Raw genomic sequence first — 21,447 nt, forward strand, 5'->3', positions numbered from 1 at the left:
AGTACGAGGCGAGCCTTGCTTGAATCCAAAGCTCATGCTTAGCTGACTAATAATTAGTTTTTTCTATTTAAGATCTGATGAGTTTTTTATGCCGTTAACCGATCAACACCGTTTTGGCATGCAACTGGCGCAAATGTCTCGAGGCTGGCGTGCCGAACTGGATCGCCGCCTGGCCGGGCTGGGCCTGTCCCAGGCGCGCTGGCTGGTCCTGCTGCACCTGGCCCGTTTCGAACAGGCGCCGACCCAGCGTGAACTGGCCCAGAGTGTCGCCGTCGAAGGCCCGACCCTGGCTCGCTTGCTCGACAGCCTGGAAACCCAGGGGCTGGTGCAGCGCCAGGCCGTGGCCGAAGACCGCCGGGCCAAGAAAATCGTGCTCTGCGCACCGGCCCTGCCCTTGATCGAACAAATCGAAACCATTGCCACGCAATTGCGGCGGGAGCTGTTCGAAGGTGTCGACGAGGCAGACATGCGCGTGTGCATGCGAGTCCACGGCACGATCCTGGCCAACCTGGAAAAATCCTGAGGCATATCCCTGGCGTCAGACTTTTGAGATTCATCGGTTGGCGAACTATAACCAGTAGTAAGCGTTCCTATTGGGAGCGTTTACGCCGAGGTTGGTTCTGGTAATCGAAAGGGATGCCCATGCTTGAAAGTTTGCAGTCCACGTTGCGCAGTTGGGTCAACGTGTCGATCGTCGTGGGTGCCTTGGGATTTCCGGCCTGGGCGTCAGCGCTGGGGCTGGGTGAAATCACGCTCCATTCCGCCTTGAACCAGCCGTTACGCGCCGATATCGCCCTGGTCGATGTGGCCGGGATCGGCGAAGGCGATCTGTCGGCCAGCCTGGCAAGCCCGGACGATTTCAGTCGTGCGGGTGTGGAGCGGGTGTTCTTTCTCAACAACCTGCGCTTTACGCCGGTATTACGAGGGGAACGCAGCTTCATTCGGGTGACTTCCAGCAAGCCGGTGGAAGAACCCTTTCTCAATTTCCTGGTACAGCTCAATCAGCCCAATGGGCGACTGCTGCGCGAATACACCGTGCTGATCGATCCTCCGGGCACGCCGGGTATCGTGCCGGCCCGTGACGAACCTTCGACGGTCCCGCCGTCTGCGATGCCGAGCCAGTCGAGCCCGGCCATCAAGCCGCCCCCGGCGGTACAGGGCAAGCGCTATACGGTCGTGCAGGGAGACAGCCCCTGGAATATTGCCCAGCGCCTGCATGACGCCGGTAGCAACGCGTCGGTCAATGAGCTGGTGCAGGGGATCCAGGCCTTGAATCCCGGCAGCGACCGGCTCTCCATCGGCCAGCGCCTGTTATTGCCCGATTCGGCCGTGCTGCCGACATCGGCTGCCGCCGCCGATCAGGCCTCCGCCGCGTCCGATGAACAATTGGCTGCCAGCGTTCTGCAGAACCAGCAGCAACAGAAGACCATCGAGGCACTGCAGGCGCGGCTCCAGGCCCAGGACGAGGAAATTGCTGGCCAGCGCCAGCAGATCAGTGAATTGCAGACCCGGCTGGCCGAGGCGGCGCCAGCCCCCGTTGCGTCGGCGCCGTCGCAACCGGCACCGCCTGCACCGGAGCCGATTCCAAATATTTCCCCCGTTACCGAACCGGTTGCAGAGCCTGCGGGCATCCATTGGGCATGGGTGGCGGGGTTAGTGGCCTTGTTGGGGGTGCTGGCGTTGTTACTGTTCATTCGGCGTCGCCAGCAGCAGGCCGAGATGGAGCCCGTGATCGAGCGTCCCGCGCCGATGCTGGAGGAGGGCGACGAAACCTTTGCTTCAATCCCCGACACGGAGCCGTCCGAGGCCGCGACCTCGTTCAACAACGGTGATGCGCCCCAGGGTGACGTACTGGAGGGTGTCGGTATCTATTTGACCTACGGCCGTTTCACCGAGGCCGCAGGGCTGTTGCGCGCGGCATTGCTGGCGGAGCCGGAACGCACCGACCTGGGGCTCAAGTTGCTGGAGGTACTGGGCAAGCAGGGCGATGTGATCGGTTTCCAGGCCCAGGAACATCATCTGCTGGCTCAGGGGGTCGATGCCGGGACGCTGGAGGATATACGCGAGCGCTATCCCAAGGCAGCCATGATCGCCGCGCCGACAGTGGCGTCGGTACAACCTCAGGTACCGGTTCTTGCACCTGCTCCGGCATCGACACCTGCTCCTGAGCGTGAGCCGGTGCCCAGCGATGAGTTCGAGCTGGACCTGGACGCACTGTCCATGGAAACCAGTTGGGACCTCACCGATGCCCAGGACGATCTCGCTGAAAAAGAGATCGTTTCACCCCTTGCCGCCGAAGGTTTGTCGCTTTCAGGTTTCGACGAGCCTGAATTGCAATGGGAAGCCCCCCTGGAGACCGAGTCGCTGGACGATGCCTTCCTCGATGGCTTTGCCGATGAAGAACAGGCGCTGGAGCTTGAGCCGCTGGTCCTTGAACCTGTCGCCCCGGACACCCAGTCCCTCGAACCCCAGGCCCCGGAACATGCGGTCAAGCTGGAGCAGGCACAGACCTGCATCGACGATGGCGACCTGAAGACGGCCGTCACCCTGCTTGAAGAACTGCTCGAAGAGGGGGACGAACCCCTCAAGCAGACCGCCCGGGTGCTACTGGCGGGAATTCGCTGAGAGCCATCGAGGTTTGTAGCGGCTGGCCTCATCGCGAGCAAGCTCGCTCCCACAGCAAGCTGCGCCCCCTATGTGGGAGCGAGCTTGCTCGCGATGACGGCCTGTCAGGCTATCAACCCAGCCCAGGCAAACACCCAACCCCTCAAAACGTTTGTCCCAGGTTCAGGTACACCGCCTGTTCATCATTGTCGTTAAAGCCATAGCTGAAATTCAGTGGCCCCAACGGCGTATCGAAGCCCAGGAAAATGCTGGCGGCGTTGATGTAGCCGCTGTCGAATTCGTTGTCGTTGTTCCAGGCCCGGCCGCGCTCCAGTGAACCTCCGATGTACAGCGGGAAGTCCAAGGGCAGGTAGGCCCGCGGTGTGAGGCGGCGGTAATACACGGCACGCATCAGGCTCATGTTCTGTCCGGAGATCCCATCTTCGCGAAAGCCCGACAATTGCCGCGCGCCACCGAGCACAAAGCTGGAGGTCACGACCTCGGCGGTGTCCAGGGTGCGGCCGTAGCGCCCGCCCAATATGAAGGTGTCGGGGCCGCTGCTCAGGGCCTTGTCCAATTTGAACTCCCACTGGCGGTAACGCTGGTCGGAGCCCAGCCCCGGTTCGTATTGGCGCCAGCTCAGGCCGATGTCTTCCCCTTCATGGGGAAAATACACGCTGTCGAGGGAGTCGAACGAATACTTCAGTTCGTAGAAACCCTCATTGAAGTTCTCGCTGGGCTGGTCGTGATCGCCGATGCGCACATCGGCCTTGCCCCAGGCCTGGCCGACACCGAAGCGGATTTCGCCGCTGTTCCCGATCTGGCGGCCCACGTTGAGCCCCAAGCCATAGCGCTCGACGCGATACTGGGCCACCGGGTCGTTGTCCAGGATGGACTCCACGTTGCGGGATTCGAATTGTCCATAGGGGGCGATGAAGTAGCGCGAGCCGACATCCAATGGCTGGTAGAACTCGCTGTACAACTCCTGCTTGTCGCCGATCTGCGCCCGGGTCAGCCATTCGGCCCCCAGGCGATTGATGCCGTTGACCCGATAGCTGGCCCCCAGGTTGAAAGCGCTGTCACCGCGCATGTCGTCCGACAGGCTCAGCCCCAGCCGCAGGTAGTCGGTGCCGGTGCGTCGGCCCCGGGCGCTGATGACCAGTGTATGGTCCGGGCCCTTGTGAACGACGCGGTATTGCACCTGCTCGAAGTAATCCAGGCCGTACAGTGTGCCCATGTCGGTCTGCAGGCGCCCCAGGTCCAGCGGCTCGCCGATCTGCTGGCGAATGTAGTAGCGAATCACGTCGTCGCCGACTTTCGAGTCGTTCTCCACGCGAATGGCAGTGATGACCGGCGTGCGCTGGCTGGGCGTTCGCGCGGCCATGAGTTCGGCATCGGGCGCCTCGGACGGGCGTAGAGGGGCCAAGCGCGCCTCGAGTATCCGGGTGGCGCGGTAGCCGGCGTCGATCATCTCCAGGGCCTGGCCGAAATCGGTGGAGCCGAAGCTCGCCAGGGCCGGCTGGATCAATACGTCGTCTTTTGTCAGGGTTGCCAGTTGCTCTTCAGAGTTGCGCCGGGTCATCAGGGTGGTCGACTGGTTCAACACGTCGACCACCGTGACCAATTGCTTGCGGGTGCGCAGCGGCGTGCCGATGTCCACCACGATGGCCATGTCCACGCCCATTTCCCGGGCCACATCCAGCGGAATGTTATCGGCCATACCGCCGTCCACCAGTAGCCGGCCGTCCAGCTCCACCGGGGCGAACACGGCCGGGATCGACATGCTGGCGCGAATGACCTTGGGCAAGTGGCCTTTGCGGAACACGACTTTTTCACCCGTGGCGATGTCGGTGGCGACTGCGCGAAACGGGATCGGCAGTTTGTCGAAGTCCCGTGTATCGCTGGCATGGGCCAGGAGGCTTTCGAGCAGCAGGGCCAAGTTCTGGCCCTGGATGACCCCCAAGGGCAGGCCGAGGCTGCCATCGTCACGAAAGCTCAGTTTCTGCTTCACCAGAAAGTCGCGGTCATCCTGCTTGCGCCGGAACGGCACGTCCTTGCGTGGCGGCGCATCGGACAAGGCCTCTTGCCAATCGATGCCCAGGGCGAGTTTTTCCAGCTCGTCGACCTTGTAGCCCGAGGCGTACAGCCCGCCGATCACCGCGCCCATGCTGGTGCCGGCAATGGCATCGATCTTGATGCCTTGTTCCTCCAGGGCCTTGAGCACGCCGATATGGGCCAGCCCTCGCGCTGCGCCCCCGGACAGCACCAGGCCGATTTTCGGGCGTGGCGCTTCGACGGTGGGCTCGTTGGCATGGCTGAGCAGGGGCAACAGCAGCAGAAGCAGGAGGGGGAGCAGGCGGCGCATCGTCTATCTCGGGGCGGGCGATCAAAGGCAGGTATTATAACGACGCCTTCGAACCCAGGAGTCCACCCGCAATGACCGAACACAAACCCGAAGTCGTCATCACGTACTGCACCCAGTGCCAATGGCTGCTGCGCGCTGCCTGGCTGGCCCAGGAACTGCTCAGCACCTTTGGCGACGACCTGGGCAAAGTGTCCCTGGTGCCGGGCACCGGCGGGGTGTTCCTCATCAGTTGCGACGGCACGCAGATCTGGGAACGCAAGGCCGATGGCGGTTTTCCCGAGGCCAAGGTCCTCAAGCAGCGGGTCCGCGACCGGATCGATCCGGCGCGGGACCTGGGCCACAACGATCGGGTTCAGTGAGACGCGGCTTGGGCGCCCAGCTCCGGTTTCTTCGAGCCGCCCAGTTGGCTTGAGATCACGATGGCCGCGATGATCAGCACGCCGCCCAACAGCATGCGCAGTGTCGGGCGCTCGTCGAACAGCCACCAGGCCATGGCGATGCCGTAGACCGGCTCCATGGCGAACACCACCGCCGCCGTGCGGGCCTTGATCACGGCCAGGCTGGCGACGAACAGGCTGTGGGCCAGTGCGGTGCAGAACACCCCGAGCAAGCCGATCCACAACCAGTCGAGGGGGCGAACGTCGCTCAATAGCGGGGCGGCCATGGGCAACAGGCACAACCCGACCACGACGTTCTGGCACAGCGCGGCTTGCACCGGCGGCACATGCGCGGAGCCGGCACGGTTGGTCAATGACAACAGGGAAAACAGCAGCCCCGAGGCCACGGCCCATAGCAAGCCGGTGGTAGCGCCGCTGGCCAGGTCGAAGTTCGGCGTGACCAATACCAGGCCGATGCTCACCAACACCACCAGCCAGATTTCATTGGCGCGAATCCGCTCGCGAAAGATCAGCCCCTCGAGCAATACCGTGAAGGCCGGGAAACTGGTGAACCCCAACGTGGCGATCGCCACGCCGGCAACCTTCACGGCGATGAAGAAACTCACCCAGTGCCCGGCCAGCAACAGGCCGCCGAGGAGCAAGCGCCGGCCATCTTGTGCCCGCAGTTTTTGCCAGCGGCTGCTGCTGGCAAACCGGGCAAACATCGTCAGGGCGAGCACGGCGAAGACGGCGCGACCGAACACGATGACAGTTGGCGAAGCCGTGGCGAGTTTGCCGAATACACCGGTCAGGCCAAACATGAGTGCGCCAATGTGCAGGGCGCCGAGGGCAGTACGGGGCGTCATTTCAATCCTTGTCCAACGGTTGAGCGTCAGGGTATTGAACCTGTTGCCGACCCTTTCTGTCTGTCGCGATCCTAGCGATTTTTAGCGCGAATCTAGCGCTGACGTCGCAGCTTGCCCGGCGAGACGCCGAATTCGCGCAGCACCGCCGCGGCGAAGGCACTCTGGGAGCTGTAGCCGACACGGTGGGCGATCTCACCGATGGGCAACTGCGAATCACGCAACAAGGCCACGGCCTTGTGCAAGCGGCGGCTGCGGATGTAATCCATCGGGGTTTGCCCGCACTCGGCGACGAAGCGCGCGTGCAGGCGGGCGTTGGAGAGGCCGGCGACTCGCGCCAGGTCCGCCACTTGCAGTGGATAGGCCGCGTACTGGTCGATGTGGGCGTTGAGTGCGGCGTAGGGCAGGCGCCGGCCACCGAGGTTTTCCTGGCGAGCACCATTGAGACTTGCCAGAAGCAGCACCGCGCCTTGCTGGGCAATCACCGGGTCGTCCACCGGGCTGCTCGCCAGCCAACTGACCAACTGGCTTTGCCCCGCGTCCAAGGGCAGGCGAGCGCTGTCGTCGAGCAAGCGACGGCTGGCGTCGGCGTGATCCCCCAGGCATTGCCCGACCCAGTCGTCACTGGGGATATCCAGCACCAGGCACCGACTGCCCTGGGGGCTGCCGCAGGCATGATGGGCGCCGGCGGGTACCACCACGAAACTCTGCTGCAGCACCTGGCTGCCACGACCTTCGACTTCGAAGTCCAGTGCGCCGGACAACCCGAACACCAGTTGCGCGTGGTCGTGGCTGTGGACGATCAAGTCGTGGCTGTAGTGGCGTAGCGTGAGGATCGGTCGCATCGCGGTCTCCCGTGTCAGGCCGCCAGCATACACCGAGGGGCAACGCCCGGCGCTGTCATGCAATGGACTTGTGTTTGTCATGGGCCATTAACCGCTGGGGTGCACAGTGGCGAAAACGATCAGAGGGTTGCCCAATGACCAGCGCCGAGCTCGCCAGACCCAGCCGCAAGCAGCGTGTTCGCACCCTGTGGATTTCCGATGTGCACCTGGGCACCCGGGATTGCCAGGCCGAGCACTTGTCGCAGTTTCTCAAGGGCTATCACGCCGACAAGATCTACCTGGTGGGTGACATCATCGACGGCTGGAAGCTGCGCGGTGGCATGTACTGGCCCCAGGCCCACACCAACGTCATTCGCCGCTTGCTGACCATGAGCAAGCGCGGCACTGAAGTGATCTACGTCACCGGTAACCATGACGAATTCCTGCGGCGCTATTCGAAGCTGATCCTGGGCAATATCCAGTTGGTGGACGAAGCGGTGCACGTCACCGCCGATGGGCGACACCTGTTGGTGATCCATGGCGACCAGTTCGATGTCATCACCCGGTACCACCGTTGGCTGGCGTTCCTCGGGGATTCGGCCTACGAGTTCACCCTCACTCTGAACCGCTGGCTCAACCATTGGCGAGCCCGTTACGGCTACGGCTACTGGTCGCTGTCGGCGTACCTCAAGCACAAGGTCAAGACCGCCGTCAGCTTCATCAGCGATTTCGAAGAAGCCATCGCCCACGAGTGCGTGAAGCGCGAACTGCATGGCGTGGTCTGCGGGCATATCCACCACGCCGAGATGCGCAGGGTGGGTGAGGTGGAATACCTCAATTGTGGCGACTGGGTCGAATCCTGCACGGCGCTGATCGAGCATTGGGACGGCTCGATCGAGTTGTATCGGTTGGCCGAGGCCCAGGCGCGGGAAGCACAGTTGAAAGCACTGAAAGTCGCCGAACCTGCTTGAGTCTTGAACCCTTGTGGCTCGGGAAAAATCTTTGTGGCGAGGGGATTTATCCCCGTTGGGCTGCGCAGCAGCCCCCTCGGTGTGTCAGATGGATCGCCACCTCAGCTAACCGGTTTTTGGAGCTGCTACGCAGCCCAGCGGGGATAAATCCCCTCGCCACAAGGGGACTCTGTGGTTTTCAGGGAGGCGGTTGTTCCTCCATCGCGGCCTTGTAGATCGATTGCTTCGGCGCGGCGAAGACCCTTTCCAGCATCGGCTCGAAGAAGCTCAACGGCAGGGTGTCGTATTCGGCATCGAATGCCGCCGCGTCGTATTTCGCACAGAAATCAATGGTCGCCTGGTATTGCAGATGGTCGCTGAATTGCTCGCGCAGGTGCCGGTCCATGCCCAAGTGATGGAAGAAGTAATAGCCCTGGAAAATCCCGTGCTTTTCCACCATCCACAGGTTTTCGGCGCTGACGAAGGGCTTGAGGATCGCCGCGGCGATGTCCGGATGGTTATACGAACCCAGGGTGTCGCCAATGTCGTGGAGCAGGGCGCAGACCACGTACTCCTCGTCTCGTCCGTCACGGTAGGCACGGGTGGCGGTTTGCAGGGAATGGGTCAGGCGATCCACCGGGAACCCGCCGAAATCACCGTCCAGCAGTTTCAAGTGGGCCAGGATCCGGCCCGGCAATTGCCGTGCGTAGGCGCTGAAGTCGGCCGCGATGATCGCCCAGTCCTGTTGGGTGCCTTCTTGCATGTGGGTAAAGCGCGCGTGGTTGCTCATTGGCAGTCCTTGTTTAGAACGCGACCTTGCCCAGCAGCATGTCGCGGTACATGACGAAATCGCCGAGCAGGCTGTAGAACGGATGCTGGAAGGTGGCGGGACGGTTCTTTTCGAAGAAGAAGTGTCCGACCCAGGCAAAGCCGTAGCCGGCCACGGGCAGGGCGAGCCACAGCCACCCGCTGCCCACGACGAGGGCCATGACGAAAATCAGGATGACCAGGGAGGTGCCGATGAAATGCAATCGCCGGCAGGTGCTGTTGCTGTGTTCGCTGAGGTAATACGGGTAGAACTCGGCGAAGGTATTGAATCGCTTGGCGTTTTCCACGACGGCTGACTCTGTGGTTATTGTTCTGATACTTGAAGTCTAGAGCTATCAATTGCGACGGCCAGTGACAATGGGCGCCACTCTAGTGTCCGGTCTTACCAATAACGCCCCTTTTGGACGGCTTCTGTTGCCGTCATGCTGTGTTGCCACTCCTCGCCATAGCGGGCTATGACTCGTCGCGGCGCCTTGCCTGACAACAACAGCCGCTCGTACAAAAAGGGGCATTATTGATAAGACCGGACACTGCTATCCTTCGCAAATCCAGCCGTACCCTGCGGCTCGTCATGCAAGTAAACGTCATGAGCGAAAGAACTACTTCTTCAAGCTGGGCGATGGGGATTGTCAAGGCGTTGGAAATGGACGGCCTGGATTGTCAGGTGCTGTTCAAGCAACTGGGGCTGAACTTCGATGGGCTGGAGGATCCGGATGCACGTTTCCCCCAGGACTCGATGACCCGACTCTGGCAACGGGCGGTGGAGTTGTCGGGTAACCCGGCCATTGGCTTGAACATGGGCAAAGTGGTGCGCCCGGCCTCGTTCCATGTGGTCGGCTACGCCCTGATGTCCAGTCGCACCCTGGTGGAGGGTTTCCAACGGCTGGTGCGGTACCAGCGGATCATTGCCGAAAGCGCCGACTTGAGTTTTCGCCCGTTGGAAGAGGGCTACGGGCTGATCCTGACGGTGCATGGTGACCATCTGCCTCCGACCCGTCAGAGCGCCGAAGCCTCCCTGGCTTGTGCACTGGCCCTGTGCAATTGGTTGACCGGGCGCACCCTGCACCCGGTGAAGGTGCTGCTCCAGGGGGCCGAGCCCTCGGACCTGGCGCCTTACCAGCGAGCCTTCCTCGCGCCGCTGGTGTTCGGCGCGCCTTATGACGCGCTGATCTTCGAACGGGCCGACATGGAGGCGCCGCTGCCGACGGCCAATGAGGCCATGGCGCAGCTTCACGACCGGTTTGCCGGGGAGTACCTCGCGCGTTTTTCGGAAAGCCGCGTGACCCACAAGGCGCGACAAGTGTTGTGTCGGTTGTTGCCCCAGGGGGAACCCAAGCGAGACGTGGTGGCGCAGACGTTGCACTTGTCGCAGCGCACCTTGCAGCGGCGCTTGCAGGAAGAGGGCACCAGTTTCCAGAGCCTGCTTGAAGACACTCGCCGCGAGTTGGCCGAGCAGTACCTGGCGCAGCCGGGCATGACGCTGCTGGAAATCGCCTACCTGCTGGGGTTTGCCGACCCGAGCAATTTTTTCCGGGCCTTTCGCCGCTGGTTCGACGCCACGCCCGGCGAATACCGGGCGCGATTGGCGAGCGAGCCTGAACCAGTCAGTGGCGCCAGAACGCCGGGATGCACAGCACGAACACCGTGATGATCTCCAGCCGGCCCAGCAGCATGCCCCCGGACAGGATCCACTTGGCGGCGTCCGGCAGCGGTGCGAAGTTGCCGGCCGGCCCGATGGTTTCCCCCAGTCCCGGGCCGACGCCCGATACGGTACTGGCCGCGCCGGTCAGGGCCGTCATCCATTCCACCCCCAGCAGCGACAGCAGCAGGGCGATCACGCAGATGGTGATGGCGAAGAAGAACGAGAACGTGAGGATCGAGCGGACGATTTCTTCGTCGAGGCGATGACCGTTGTATTTCTGCTTGATCACCGCACGGGGATGGATCAGTTGATTGAGGTTGGCCCGTAGCAGGATGTAGGCGACCTGAAAGCGAAAGATCTTGATCCCGCCAGCCGTCGAGCCCGAACAGCCGCCGACGAACCCCAGGTAAAAGAACAGCATCAGCGAAAAGTTGCCCCACAGGCTGTAGTCGCCCAGGGCGAAGCCGGTGGTGGTGACGATGGACGTCACGTTCAGCGCCACGTGCCGCAGGGCGTCCAGCCAATGCAGGTCGGTGGTGGCCCAATACCAGGTGCCGAGCACCAGCCAGGTCACCAGCAGCACGCCGATAAGCCCCTGGACCTGCTGGTCCTTGATCAGCGCCCGGCGATTGCCCCGCAATGTCGAGACGTACAGGGCAAACGGCAGGCTGCCGAGGATCATGATGACGATGACGACCCAGTGCACCGCCGGTTGGGTCCATTTGGCCAGGGACAGGTCCGAGGTGGAAAAACCACCGGTGGAAATCGCCGACATCGAGTGGTTGATGGCATCGAACAGGCTCATCCCCGCCCACCAGAGCGCCAGGGTGCCGAGGATGGTGATGCCCACGTAGGAGGCCACGATCAGCCGTGCCACCATGTGGGAACGCGGCATGACTTTTTCCGAGCGGTCCGACGACTCCGTCTGGAACAGCCGCATGCCACCGATGCGTAGCAAGGGCAGGATCGCCACCGCCATGCCGATGAAGCCGATACCGCCGAGCCAGTGCAGCAGCGAGCGCCACATCAGGATGCCCGGAGACATGGTGTCCAGGCCGCTCAGGACGGTGGCGCCGGTGGCGGTGATCCCCGACATGCTTTCGAAGAATGAATCCGTATAGCTGATGTGCTGGGTCAGCAGGAACGGCAGCGCCGCGAAGATACACACCACCAGCCAACTGCTGACGGTCAGCAGGTACATGTCCCGCGGTCGCAGGTGGATGTGCTCCGGGCGCCCGGGAAGCACCAGCGCCAGGCCGGCGAGGAAAGTGATCATGCTCGACCAGAGGAACGATGGCAGGTCGCCGGTGCGCTCGAAGACCATCAGCGTGATCATGGGCACGACCATGAAGATCGCCAGGGTGATCAGGAAGATGCCGATGATGAAAGCAATGATCCGCAGGGTCGGCAACGCCATGAAGTCCGCTCAGGCTGAAAGGGAAGGGCGCCATTCTACCTGCGGCAAACAGCATGTAAACCGCCATCCCGGGCTTGGCGCCGTCGGCCCGGGCGCAGGTATTCGAATTTGCGCTGACGAACCCGCCGTACAGCCACTAGAATAGCCGGACATTTTTCCAGGGAGGTGGCCGATGCAGGCTCTCGACGCTTTGCTCAACCGTGTTTCCGTTCCACGCCTGATTGACCCGGCGCCCACGCCGGAACAGCGCGAGCTCATGTTCGCCGCGGCCATGCGGGCTCCGGATCACGGCCAGTTGCGGCCATGGCGCTTCCTGACGGTCGAAGGGCAGGCGCGGCATCGCATGGGCGAGCTGCTGGCCGAAGCGGCACGGTTCAATGACCCGCTGGTCTCCGAAGCCGTCGTGGAAAAAGCCCTCAACGGCCCATTGCGCGCGCCCCTGGTCGTGGTGGTGATTGCCCGTTTGCAGGACCATTTCAAAATCCCGAAGTCCGAGCAACTGCTGGCGGCCGGCTGCGCGGCCCATGGCATCCTGCTGGCCGCGTATGCCCAAGGCGTCGGCGGCGTATGGCGCACCGGTGAACTGGCGTACTCACCGCATGTGGCCAGGGGGCTTGGCCTTGAAGACGGGGAAGAGGTCATCGGCTTCCTCTACCTGGGCACCCCGCAGAAAGAGGCGCGCGTTGCTCCGAAAGAAGACACCGCCGAATTTGTTCGTGAGTGGACAGGGTCGTAGCAGCCACTGACGGGGCTCTTGCGGCGAGGGGATTTATCCCCCTGGGCTGCGGAGCAGCCCAACGGGGATAAATCCCCTCGCCGCAAGGCAGGTGTGTAGACAGGTACGACAATTACTTGCAGACGTCGGCAATCGCCTCGGCCAGCAGGTCCAGGCGTGTGGCGTCTATGCCGGCCACGTTCGCCCGGCCGGTGCCGACCATGTAGACGCTGTGGCGCTCGCGCAGGTGCTTGACCTGTTCCGGCGTCAGGCCGGTGTAAGAAAACATCCCGCGTTGCACGCCAATATGGGCGAAGCGCTCGCGCAAGCCATGGGGTTCGAGAGCCTCCAGCAAACCGCTGCGCAATTGTGCGATGCGCAAGCGCATGGCCTGGACTTCATCGGCCCACAGGCTTTTGAGTTCCGGGTTGCCAAGGATGGTCGCCACTACGGCCGCGCCATGGTCCGGCGGTGTCGACCAGAGGTTGCGGGCGATGTTTGCCAGCTGGCTGCGGATATCCAGCAGTTTCTCGCCATTGCGCGCGCAGACGATCAACGCACCCGTACGGTCGCGGTACAGGCCGAAGTTCTTCGAGCAGGAGCTGGTGACCAGCACTTCCGGCAGGGCTTGGGCAAACAGCCGGACAGCCCAGGCGTCCTGCTCCAGGCCATCGCCGAAGCCCTGGTAGGCAAAGTCGATCAGGGGCAGCAGGTCGCGGCTGCGCACCACCGCCAGCAACTGCTGCCATTGCTCATGGGACAGGTCGAACCCGGTGGGGTTGTGGCAGCAGGCGTGCAGCAATACCACATCACCTTTGGGCGCCTGGTTCAGGGCCGCCAACATCGCCTCGAAATCCAGGCGGTTATCGGCACCCACATACGGGTAATGACTGACCTTGACCCCGGCCGCGGCGAAAATGGTTTCGTGGATCGGCCAGGTCGGGTTGCTCAGCCACACGCCACGGCCCGGCAGGCACTGGGCGATAAAGTCGGCGCTCAGGCGCAGGGCACCGGTGCCGCCCGGTGTCTGGGTGGCGCCAGCGCGTTTTTCGCGGATCAATGGCGAGTCGGCGCCCAGCACCAGCTCATTGATCAATTGGCCGAACGCGGCGTCGCCATGGCCGCCGATGTAGGTCTTGGTGGTCTGGCGATCCACCAGCCGCTGCTCGGCCTGCTTCACCGATTGAAGAATCGGCGTAAGGCCCTGGGCGTCCTTGTAGACACCCACGCCCAGGTCGAACTTGCGCGGGTTGCTGTCCGCCCCGTAGGCCTCCATGAGGCCGAGGATCGGGTCGCCGGGGACCCGGCCGATGGCATCGAAATGCATTACTTGCGGCCCTCGGCGGTCTTGGCCACGTCATCGGTGCGGGCGGCCATGATGAAGTCGTTGCGGTGCAGGCCCTTGATGGAGTGGCTCCACCAGGTCACGGTGACTTTGCCCCATTCGGTGAGCAGGCCCGGGTGGTGGCCTTCGGCCTCGGAGATCTCGCCGACGGCGTTGGTGAACGCCAGGGCGTGCTTGAAGTTCTTGAACAGGAAAACTTTTTCCAGCTGCATCACGCCGTCGCGCACTTCGATGTTCCAGTCGGGGATCTGCTTGATCAGCACCGGCAGTTCTTCGTCGCTGACTTGTGGGGCATCGGCGCGGCAGGCTTCGCAATGGGCTTGGTTCAGAGTGTTCATGGTGTGTTCCTGGATCGAATATTTAAAAAAACGTCGATGCACCCACGCTAAAGCAAAGCCGCGTCGTGCAACAGACTCAATTGGGATTAAAAGAGGCGGTTCACGCCGCCTTGGGGGGGAATTTCGGGGCATGCAAGCCCAGTTCCCGGCCGCGCTTGACCATGCCCATGATGTCTTCGTGGGCTAGGTCGAACAGACGCTTGAGTTCGGGCAGCACGAAGTACACCGGTTGCAGGATGTCGATGCGATACGGCGTGCGCATGGCTTCCAACGGATCGAAGGCCTGGTGCTCGGGCTCGTCGGACAGGCAGTACACGGTTTCCTTGGGCGACGACAGGATACCGCCGCCGTAGATGCGCCGGCCCTGCGGGGTCTGCACCAGGCCGAACTCGATGGTCATCCAATAGAGCCGCGCCAGGTAGACGCGTTCTTCCTTGGATGCCTGTAGGCCGAGTTTGCCGTAGGTGTGGGTAAATTCTGCAAACCAGGGGTTGGTCAGCAACGGGCAATGGCCAAATATCTCGTGGAAAATGTCCGGCTCTTGAAGGTAATCCAGCTCTTCACGGGTACGAATGAAGGTTGCCACCGGAAACTGCTTGCTGGCGAGCAATTCGAAGAAGGTCTGGAAGGGGATCAGCGCCGGCACCCGGGCAACTTGCCAGCCCGTGGTCTCGCCCAGCACCTTGTTGATTTCGCCCAGTTGAGGGATGCGGTCGTGGGGCAGGCCCAACTTGTCGATGCCATCCAGGTATTCCTGGCACGCACGGCCTTCGATGACTTTCAGTTGGCGGGTGATCAGCGTGTTCCACACTGCGTGTTCTTCAGCGGTGTAGTGGATAAAACCTTGCGCATCGGGCTCGCGGGCCACGTATTGCGTCTGCTTCATGCTGCTCTCCTGCTGATTTCCCTCAGAGGGGATGATGTGTTTGTTGTTATGTCCAGCGATGCAATAGAAATAGCGCGAAGCAGCGACATGTGCAGCACGCTGACAAAGAGAGGGCGGGTGAAAAAAGAGCAAGTTCGTAAAGTTTTCGTTACGAATTGGTGCGGGCTACGATGCTCTCGGGATTTTCCGGTGGGAATTGGCCTACAACTGTCACATAATCTTGACGACTATTTGCGCTGCCACGCAGAAACCTTGTCACGAGGGTGGCTTGGACGGCGCGCCTTCCTACTCATACGCACCCTGGTCTTTTCATGCGCATCAAAGTCCATTGCCAGAACCGCATCGGCATCCTCCGGGACATCCTCAACCTATTGGTGGAGTACGGCATCAACGTCGCCCGGGGGGAGGTGGGTGGCGAGCATGGCAACGCGATCTACCTGCATTGTCCGAACCTGATCAACATCCAGTTCCAGGCATTACGTCCGAAATTCGAAGGCATCGCCGGGGTGTTTGGCGTCAAGCGGGTAGGACTGATGCCCAGTGAGCGTCGGCACATGGAACTCAACGCCTTGCTCGGCGCCTTGGAGTTTCCGGTGCTGTCCATCGACATGGGCGGCTCCATCGTCGCGGCCAACCGAGCGGCGGCGCAGTTGCTCGGGGTGCGGGTCGATGAGGTGCCGGGGATTCCCTTGTCCCGTTACGCCGAGGATTTCGACCTGCCGGAACTGGTGCGCGCCAACCAATCGCGCATCAATGGCCTGCGGGTCAAGGTCAAGGGCGATGTGTTCCTGGCCGACATCGCACCACTGCAATCGGAGCACGACGACAGCGAGGCCATGGCCGGGGCGGTCCTGACCCTGCACCGGGCCGACCGGGTGGGGGAGCGGATCTACAACGTGCGCAAGCAGGAGCTGCGCGGCTTCGACAGTATTTTCCAGAGTTCGAAGGTGATGGCGGCGGTGGTCCGTGAGGCCCGGCGCATGGCACCGCTGGACGCGCCGCTGTTAATTGAAGGCGAAACCGGCACCGGCAAGGAACTGCTGGCCCGGGCTTGTCACCTGGCGAGCCCGCGTGGGCAATCGCCATTGATGGCGCTCAACTGTGCCGGGTTGCCCGAGTCCATGGCCGAGACCGAGCTGTTCGGCTACGGGCCGGGGGCCTTCGAAGGCGCCCGGGCCGAAGGCAAGCTCGGCCTGCTGGAACTGACCGCCGGGGGTACGCTGTTTCTCGACGGGGTTGGGGAGATGAGTCCGCGCCTGCAAGTGAAACTGCTGCGCTTTCTGCAGGACGGTTGCTTTCGGCGTGTCGGCAGCGATGAAGAAGTGTACCTGGACGTCAGGGTCATCTGCGCCACCCAGGTCGATTTGTCCGAACTCTGCGCCCGGGGAGAATTTCGTCAGGATTTGTACCATCGCTTGAACGTGCTTTCCTTGCACATCCCCCCGCTGCGCGAATGCCTCGATGGCCTGGCGCCCCTGGTGGAACATTTCCTCGATCAGGCCAGCCGCCAGATCGGTTGTGCACTGCCCCTGGCCCCCGCGGCGATGGACCGTCTCAGCCATTACCACTGGCCGGGCAACGTCCGACAGTTGGAAAACGTACTGTTCCAGGCGGTTTCCCTGTGCGACGGCGGGAAGGTGAAGGCCGAGCACATCCGCCTGCCGGACTACGGCGTGCGTCAGCCCCTTGGCGATTTTTCCCTCGAGGGTGGGTTGGACGAGATCGTCGGGCGCTTCGAGAAGGCGGTGCTGGAGCGCCTGTATTCCGAGCACCCGAGCAGCCGTCAGTTGGGCAAGCGGCTGGGGGTTTCCCATACCACCATTGCCAATAAGTTGCGTGAGTATGAGGTGGGCAAGACTGAGCCTTAGCGGGCGTTGGTTCGCTGGTATGGGATTTGCTACATCGAGACCTGTCCACGCTTATTCATATTTGGTGGCGATTTTTTGACAGGGCAGAGCCCCGATTCCCGCTACGTATGTGAGGTTCAGGATGCAAAAGAAGATAGCTGTGGTGCAGTCGAATTATATTCCCTGGAAGGGCTATTTCGATCTGATCCGCAGCGTCGATGCGTTCATCCTGTATGACGATGTCCAGTACACCCGCAGCGACTGGCGTAACCGCAACAAGATCAAGACTGCCCAGGGTGAGCACTGGCTGAGTATTCCGGTCAAGAAGAAGGGCCGCCTCGGCCAGCTGATCAACGAAGTCCAGGTCAACAGCCCGGATTGGGCCGCTGCGCACTGGAAGACGATTGAGCAGAGCTACCGGCGCGCCCCGTGCTTCGCCCAGATGGAAGCGCCCATTCGCGCGCTCTACGAGCAGGCTGCCGAACTCACCCACCTGACCCGCATCAATCATCTGTTCATCGCCGGCTTGTGCCCCCTGCTGGGCATTCACACGCCGCTTCACCGTTCCGAGGATCTGGGGGGCGTAGAAGGCAAGAATGAACGCTTGATCCATCTATGCCAGGCCCTGGGGGCCAACGAATACCTCTCCGGACCCGCAGCCAGCCACTACCTCGACGAAGCGGCTTTCGCCGCCAATGGAATCACCGTGTCGTATATGAGCTATGCCGGCTATCCCGAATATCCGCAGGTGTATGGCGACTTCCAGCATGCGGTCAGTGTCATCGACCTGTTGTTCAACACCGGCGCGGACGCATCGGCTTTTCTAAAGAAAAGGGCTGCCTGAGCAGGCCTTGCCAGTGACACCCTTTTGATTTGATTCTGGAGATTGCACCCGATGTCGAACCTCGCGCAGCTGGACGCTTACTCGCTCGAACAGGCGTTGGCGCGTCTGCGGCTGATGTATGCCAAACCCGAGCATCCGTACTACTTCCTGGCGCCTGCTTACCGTGAATCGTCGTCGGGCGTCGTCTCGCTGCACTACCTTTGCCATATGCTCAATCTCAGTGGCCGTGAGGCCTACATCTGCGGCACCGAAGCGGTCAATCCAGACCTCAAGACACCCGTGATCACGTCCGCGATCAAGCAGCGCCACATGGCCGCGGGCAAGGTGCCGATTGCGGTTTACCCCGAGGTGTTCCCCGGCAATCCGCTGAACTGTTCGGTCGTTGCGCGCTTTCTCCTGAATTTCGAGGGGTTCCTTACGGGAAATGGCATGGATGCCGCGCCTACCGACTTGTTTTTCTATTATGCCGCCCGTCTCGCCGAGCACCGTGGTGACCCTGACGGTGACCTGTTGTGCCTGCCGACCATCGACGTCGAAATGTTCTCGACGGTGGGTGCCAGCACCGTGCGCAAGGGCAGCTACCTCTATCAGAACCGCCACCCGCTGGAGAAGATCGACTACTCGCAACTGCCTGCGGATATCCGTCTGCTGAGCATGGCCAATCCCTTGACCCTGCCTGAGCTGGCCGAGCTGCTGCGCAATGCAGAAGTGATGTACAGCTACGAGTGGTCGATGACCTGTGTCATGGCAGCGCTGTGTGGCTGCCCGGTGATCTTCATTCCGGGACATGGCGTCGACCAGCCACTGCTCGACACCAGTTTCTTCGGCAGTGTCGGCTTCGCCATGCTCGATCAGCCGGACCCGTTGGAACATGCGCGGGCAAGCCTCGGTGACGCCTTGCAGCGTTATGTCGAGCGTACGGCGTCTTTCTGGCAGCAGTTGGACGTATTCATTGCCAAAACCCAGGCGACAGCCGCGCGTGAAGCGGTCGGCAACCGTCTGGGTGTGCTGGACTGGTTGCGCCAGCGGTACCCCTTGGCGCAGCAACTGCGTCTGATCAACGAGCGGTTGGCGAACTCGGCGGCGCCTGCTTTCACTGTCCTGGTCCGCGATGACGGCAATCAGTTGGCGCTGGCTCACACCCTGGACAGCCTGGATCGACAGTTGTACCAGCGCATCCATGTGTGCGTGATGGGGAGCGCTGACCCGGGACGTGCCAATGTTCAGTGGTTGGCGTGTGATCCCAAGCAACCGGCCGCCGCGATCAATGGTTTGCTCGAAGGCGTCCAGACCGATTGGTTCATGCTGGTGGAGGCCGGGGAGGAGTTCGTTGCCGCCGGGTTGCTGGTGACGGCGCTGAATCTGCTTGAAGCGCCGGACAGTTGCCTGGCGGTGTATGCCGACGAAGCGCTGCGCGTGGGTGGAGTGATCGACCTTGCGTTGCGGCCTGACCTGAATCTGGATCTGCTGTTGGCGTATCCAGCCAGCCTTTCCCGTCACTGGATGTACCGGCGTGACGCGCTGGTGGGCCTGTACGGTTTCGACAATGCCTGCGGTGACGCCTTCGAATTGGCCTACCAACTGCGCCTGATCAGCGAACAGGGCGTGGCGAGTGTCGGTCATGTCAGCGAACCGCTGTTGATCGCTAACGAGGTGCGGCTCTCGGAAAACGCGCAGGAGCGTGCGGTCATTGACGCGCACCTGCAAGCGCGTGGCTACGCTCAGGCGCGAGCGATTGCACTGGAGTCGGGCCGCTATCGTATCGACTACGGCCACGAGCGGCAGGCCTCGGTCAGTATTCTGATCTACCTGGAAGGACAGCTGGCGAATTTCCAGCGTTGCCTGGAAAGCCTGCTGATGCAGACCGACGCGGTGGACTTCGAGGTCTTGCTGATTGAGCCGGGCAACGACGAACCCGCCTTGCTGGAGTGGCTGGGGCTCGTCGAGGAGATGGGTGAGGGCCGTTTCCAGGTGCTGCGTTTCATGCCGGGGCAGCCCCGTGCCGCCATGTGCAATGCGGCGGCCCAGGAGGCGCGCGGCGAGTATTTGCTCTGGCTCGATGCGCAAAGCGCTGTGCTTGAGCCGGGGTGGCTGCAAGCGTTGCTCAATCACGCCCAGCGCCCGGAAGTCGGCGCCGTGGGAGGCCAGTTGCAGGATAGCCAGGGTCGCGTACGCCAGGCGGGCCTTGTGTTGGGGTTGGGCGGCGTTGTCGGTCGGGCGTTCGAGGGCTTGTCGTCCCAGGTCGCGGGTTACATGGGGCGACTTGGACTTGAGCAGAACTGCTCGGCAGTGGGCGGTGAATGCCTGATGCTGCGTCGAGCGCTGTTCCTTGAGGCCGATGGTTTCGACACCGATCTACGGATGGCGCCCTGGACCCATGTCGACCTGTGTCTGAAGCTGCAGCAGGCTGGCTACCTGAACGTCTGGACGCCTTACGCGCGAGTGTTGGCAAATCCGGTGGCAGACGCTCGTGCGAGTCGCGATCAGGAAGATGCCTTGTTTGCGCGCTGGTTGCCGCAGTTGGCCCGCGACCCTGCCTACAACGCCAACCTTTCGCTGCGCGTCGGCGAAGGTTTTGTCCGGGAAAACAAGGACCTGTGCTGGTATCCGTTGCAAGGCAGCGTGCCCAGGGTGCTGGTCTGTGTCACGGAGCAGCGGGCGGGAGCCTATTCGCGATTGGTTCAGCCGTTCAGCACATTGCTGGAAGCGGGGCAGGTCGAAGGCGCGGCGGTTTCGAGTCTGCTGTCGCCGGTAGAGATCGAGCGCCTGGCACCGACGAGCATCGTGCTGCAGCGCCCCCTGGATGATGCCGGGTTGCTAGCCCTGAGCCGTCTGAGGGCGTTTTCCAAGGCGTTCACCATCTACGATCTGGACGGTTACTTGCCACAGATGGAATTGAAGGGCGATTACTCTGCCGAGGAACTGCTGGAGCGTCTGCGGTTCGGGATGCTGCAGGCTGATCGGGTGCTGGTTCCTACGCCGGCGCTGGCTGAATTGTTGCAAGGCCAGCACGACGACATCCGCGTGCTGGAAACCGTGCTGCCGGCCGCTTGGGGCCGTGTCCAAAGCAAGCGACGCATGGGGCCCAAGCCGCGCCTGGGCTGGATGGGCGGCAAAGACACTCAACTGCTGGCCGACGTGCTGCCCGCGTTCGCTGGCGAAGTAGACTGGGTGGTGCTGGGCGACTGCCCCGCGGCACTGCAGCCTTTTCTGAAGGAGCAGCACCCAGCTGTTGCGCAGCAGCAGTTGGCAGCGGCCCTGGCTGCATTGAATCTGGATCTGGCGCTGGTACCCATGGCGGAAAACCTGGGCAATGCCTGTTCGGGTGACTTGCGTGTCCTGCAGCATGCCGCTTGCGGCCATCCGGTCATTTGTAGTCGGGTGCCGGGTTTTGTCGGTGGCGAAGTATTGCCGCTTTCCCGGGTGAATAACGAGGCGCAAGACTGGATCCGGACGATTCGCTTGCACCTGGAAGACCGTGACGCCTCCGCGGCCCTGGGCGACGCCTTGCAGTCGACCGTGCGAGCGCAGTGGCTGCTCGAAGGCGAACGCCTGGAGGCCTGGCGACGGGCCTGGCTGGCCGACTGATCTGTACTGACCAT

General features: G+C 62.3%; 18 protein-coding genes. 9 read left to right on the forward strand and 9 right to left on the reverse strand.

The genetic code is table 11. The features are described from left to right. Positions 1 to 88 precede the first annotated feature (88 nt). Complete coding sequence (locus ACMTA2_RS08800; RefSeq protein WP_003199001.1) at positions 89 to 523, forward strand: MarR family transcriptional regulator; 435 nt, start codon at positions 89 to 91, stop codon at positions 521 to 523. Positions 524 to 642: 119 nt separating this feature from the next. Next, positions 643 to 2,625, forward strand: a complete 1,983-nt coding sequence (locus ACMTA2_RS08805; RefSeq protein WP_413794546.1) for a FimV/HubP family polar landmark protein — start codon at positions 643 to 645, stop codon at positions 2,623 to 2,625. Positions 2,626 to 2,767: 142 nt separating this feature from the next. Here the strand turns inward: ACMTA2_RS08805 and ACMTA2_RS08810 are convergent, their stop codons facing one another. Then, positions 2,768 to 4,969, reverse strand: coding sequence for a patatin-like phospholipase family protein (locus tag ACMTA2_RS08810; protein WP_413794547.1), 2,202 nt, complete (start codon positions 4,967 to 4,969; stop codon positions 2,768 to 2,770). 71 nt (positions 4,970 to 5,040) lie between these two features. Here ACMTA2_RS08810 and ACMTA2_RS08815 point away from each other — a divergent pair, with 71 nt between their 5' ends. After that, a complete protein-coding gene (locus ACMTA2_RS08815) occupies positions 5,041 to 5,328 on the forward strand; it encodes an Rdx family protein (RefSeq protein ID WP_413794548.1) in 288 nt (95 codons plus the stop codon). On the opposite strand, the gene ACMTA2_RS08820 is transcribed toward ACMTA2_RS08815, so the two are convergent. Both ACMTA2_RS08820 and ACMTA2_RS08825 read right to left on the reverse strand, forming a co-directional pair. Then, entirely contained in the window at positions 5,322 to 6,212 is an 891-nt protein-coding gene (locus ACMTA2_RS08820) for a DMT family transporter (RefSeq protein WP_413794549.1), read from the reverse strand. The two genes, ACMTA2_RS08815 and ACMTA2_RS08820, sit on opposite strands and share 7 nt — an antisense overlap. Positions 6,213 to 6,304: 92 nt before the next feature. Continuing rightward, on the reverse strand, positions 6,305 to 7,054 hold the full coding sequence (locus tag ACMTA2_RS08825) for an AraC family transcriptional regulator (protein ID WP_413795613.1): 750 nt from the start codon (positions 7,052 to 7,054) through the stop codon (positions 6,305 to 6,307). A gap of 134 nt (positions 7,055 to 7,188) precedes the next feature. Here ACMTA2_RS08825 and ACMTA2_RS08830 point away from each other — a divergent pair, with 134 nt between their 5' ends. Beyond that, positions 7,189 to 8,004: a UDP-2,3-diacylglucosamine diphosphatase gene (locus ACMTA2_RS08830; protein ID WP_413794550.1), complete on the forward strand. Its 816-nt coding sequence runs from the start codon at positions 7,189 to 7,191 to the stop codon at positions 8,002 to 8,004. A gap of 178 nt (positions 8,005 to 8,182) precedes the next feature. Here ACMTA2_RS08830 and ACMTA2_RS08835 read toward each other — a convergent pair whose 3' ends face one another. Both ACMTA2_RS08835 and ACMTA2_RS08840 read right to left on the reverse strand, forming a co-directional pair. Continuing rightward, entirely contained in the window at positions 8,183 to 8,773 is a 591-nt protein-coding gene (locus ACMTA2_RS08835) for an HD domain-containing protein (RefSeq protein WP_413794551.1), read from the reverse strand. Positions 8,774 to 8,786: 13 nt separating this feature from the next. Continuing rightward, positions 8,787 to 9,098 (reverse strand): Mpo1-like protein, encoded by a 312-nt coding sequence (locus ACMTA2_RS08840; RefSeq protein ID WP_413794552.1) that lies wholly within the window; start codon positions 9,096 to 9,098, stop codon positions 8,787 to 8,789. A 299-nt stretch (positions 9,099 to 9,397) separates the two neighbouring features. Between ACMTA2_RS08840 and ACMTA2_RS08845 the strand changes: the two genes are divergently transcribed. Beyond that, positions 9,398 to 10,459 carry an AraC family transcriptional regulator gene (locus ACMTA2_RS08845; protein ID WP_413794553.1) on the forward strand — a complete coding sequence of 354 codons (1,062 nt, stop codon included), beginning with the start codon at positions 9,398 to 9,400 and terminating at the stop codon, positions 10,457 to 10,459. On the opposite strand, the gene ACMTA2_RS08850 is transcribed toward ACMTA2_RS08845, so the two are convergent. Next, positions 10,416 to 11,870 carry a TrkH family potassium uptake protein gene (locus ACMTA2_RS08850; protein ID WP_413794554.1) on the reverse strand — a complete coding sequence of 485 codons (1,455 nt, stop codon included), beginning with the start codon at positions 11,868 to 11,870 and terminating at the stop codon, positions 10,416 to 10,418. The genes ACMTA2_RS08845 and ACMTA2_RS08850 overlap by 44 nt on opposite strands. 172 nt (positions 11,871 to 12,042) lie before the next feature. Here ACMTA2_RS08850 and ACMTA2_RS08855 point away from each other — a divergent pair, with 172 nt between their 5' ends. After that, positions 12,043 to 12,606, forward strand: a complete 564-nt coding sequence (locus tag ACMTA2_RS08855) for an NAD(P)H nitroreductase (protein WP_413794555.1) — start codon at positions 12,043 to 12,045, stop codon at positions 12,604 to 12,606. A 112-nt stretch (positions 12,607 to 12,718) separates the two neighbouring features. On the opposite strand, the gene ACMTA2_RS08860 is transcribed toward ACMTA2_RS08855, so the two are convergent. The 3 genes from ACMTA2_RS08860 to phhA form a co-directional block, all read right to left on the reverse strand. Further along, on the reverse strand, positions 12,719 to 13,912 hold the full coding sequence (locus ACMTA2_RS08860; RefSeq protein ID WP_413794556.1) for an amino acid aminotransferase: 1,194 nt from the start codon (positions 13,910 to 13,912) through the stop codon (positions 12,719 to 12,721). Then, a complete protein-coding gene (locus ACMTA2_RS08865) occupies positions 13,912 to 14,268 on the reverse strand; it encodes a 4a-hydroxytetrahydrobiopterin dehydratase (protein WP_003184087.1) in 357 nt (118 codons plus the stop codon). Before ACMTA2_RS08865 ends, ACMTA2_RS08860 begins: the two co-directional genes overlap by 1 nt. 100 nt (positions 14,269 to 14,368) lie before the next feature. Continuing rightward, positions 14,369 to 15,154, reverse strand: a complete 786-nt coding sequence (gene phhA, locus ACMTA2_RS08870; protein WP_047226214.1) for a phenylalanine 4-monooxygenase — start codon at positions 15,152 to 15,154, stop codon at positions 14,369 to 14,371. Positions 15,155 to 15,465: 311 nt separating this feature from the next. Between phhA and ACMTA2_RS08875 the strand changes: the two genes are divergently transcribed. The 3 genes from ACMTA2_RS08875 to ACMTA2_RS08885 all read left to right on the forward strand — a co-directional run bounded on the left by ACMTA2_RS08875 (position 15,466) and on the right by ACMTA2_RS08885 (position 21,433). Further along, positions 15,466 to 17,022 (forward strand): sigma-54-dependent transcriptional regulator, encoded by a 1,557-nt coding sequence (locus tag ACMTA2_RS08875; protein WP_413794557.1) that lies wholly within the window; start codon positions 15,466 to 15,468, stop codon positions 17,020 to 17,022. A 142-nt stretch (positions 17,023 to 17,164) separates the two neighbouring features. Beyond that, on the forward strand, positions 17,165 to 17,845 hold the full coding sequence (locus ACMTA2_RS08880; protein ID WP_413794558.1) for a WbqC family protein: 681 nt from the start codon (positions 17,165 to 17,167) through the stop codon (positions 17,843 to 17,845). A 51-nt stretch (positions 17,846 to 17,896) separates the two neighbouring features. Further along, the gene (locus ACMTA2_RS08885) at positions 17,897 to 21,433 is read left to right on the forward strand and encodes a glycosyltransferase family 2 protein (RefSeq protein WP_413794559.1); all 3,537 of its coding nucleotides are present in this window, start codon (positions 17,897 to 17,899) and stop codon (positions 21,431 to 21,433) included. Positions 21,434 to 21,447 lie beyond the last annotated feature (14 nt).

It is taken from the genome of Pseudomonas medicaginis, assembly GCF_965119365.1.
Lineage (GTDB): Bacteria > Pseudomonadota > Gammaproteobacteria > Pseudomonadales > Pseudomonadaceae > Aquipseudomonas.

Coding starts and splice junctions, on each gene's coding strand:
- ACMTA2_RS08800 (WP_003199001.1), top strand. CDS start 89: ATGCCGTTAACCGATCAACACCGTTTTGGCATGCAACTGGCGCAAATG.
- ACMTA2_RS08850 (WP_413794554.1), bottom strand. CDS start 11,870: ATGGCGTTGCCGACCCTGCGGATCATTGCTTTCATCATCGGCATCTTC.
- ACMTA2_RS08845 (WP_413794553.1), top strand. CDS start 9,398: ATGAGCGAAAGAACTACTTCTTCAAGCTGGGCGATGGGGATTGTCAAG.
- ACMTA2_RS08875 (WP_413794557.1), top strand. CDS start 15,466: ATGCGCATCAAAGTCCATTGCCAGAACCGCATCGGCATCCTCCGGGAC.
- ACMTA2_RS08810 (WP_413794547.1), bottom strand. CDS start 4,969: ATGCGCCGCCTGCTCCCCCTCCTGCTTCTGCTGCTGTTGCCCCTGCTC.
- ACMTA2_RS08865 (WP_003184087.1), bottom strand. CDS start 14,268: ATGAACACTCTGAACCAAGCCCATTGCGAAGCCTGCCGCGCCGATGCC.
- ACMTA2_RS08885 (WP_413794559.1), top strand. CDS start 17,897: ATGTCGAACCTCGCGCAGCTGGACGCTTACTCGCTCGAACAGGCGTTG.
- phhA (WP_047226214.1), bottom strand. CDS start 15,154: ATGAAGCAGACGCAATACGTGGCCCGCGAGCCCGATGCGCAAGGTTTT.
- ACMTA2_RS08835 (WP_413794551.1), bottom strand. CDS start 8,773: ATGAGCAACCACGCGCGCTTTACCCACATGCAAGAAGGCACCCAACAG.
- ACMTA2_RS08860 (WP_413794556.1), bottom strand. CDS start 13,912: ATGCATTTCGATGCCATCGGCCGGGTCCCCGGCGACCCGATCCTCGGC.
- ACMTA2_RS08825 (WP_413795613.1), bottom strand. CDS start 7,054: ATGCGACCGATCCTCACGCTACGCCACTACAGCCACGACTTGATCGTC.
- ACMTA2_RS08815 (WP_413794548.1), top strand. CDS start 5,041: ATGACCGAACACAAACCCGAAGTCGTCATCACGTACTGCACCCAGTGC.
- ACMTA2_RS08820 (WP_413794549.1), bottom strand. CDS start 6,212: ATGACGCCCCGTACTGCCCTCGGCGCCCTGCACATTGGCGCACTCATG.
- ACMTA2_RS08830 (WP_413794550.1), top strand. CDS start 7,189: ATGACCAGCGCCGAGCTCGCCAGACCCAGCCGCAAGCAGCGTGTTCGC.
- ACMTA2_RS08855 (WP_413794555.1), top strand. CDS start 12,043: ATGCAGGCTCTCGACGCTTTGCTCAACCGTGTTTCCGTTCCACGCCTG.
- ACMTA2_RS08805 (WP_413794546.1), top strand. CDS start 643: ATGCTTGAAAGTTTGCAGTCCACGTTGCGCAGTTGGGTCAACGTGTCG.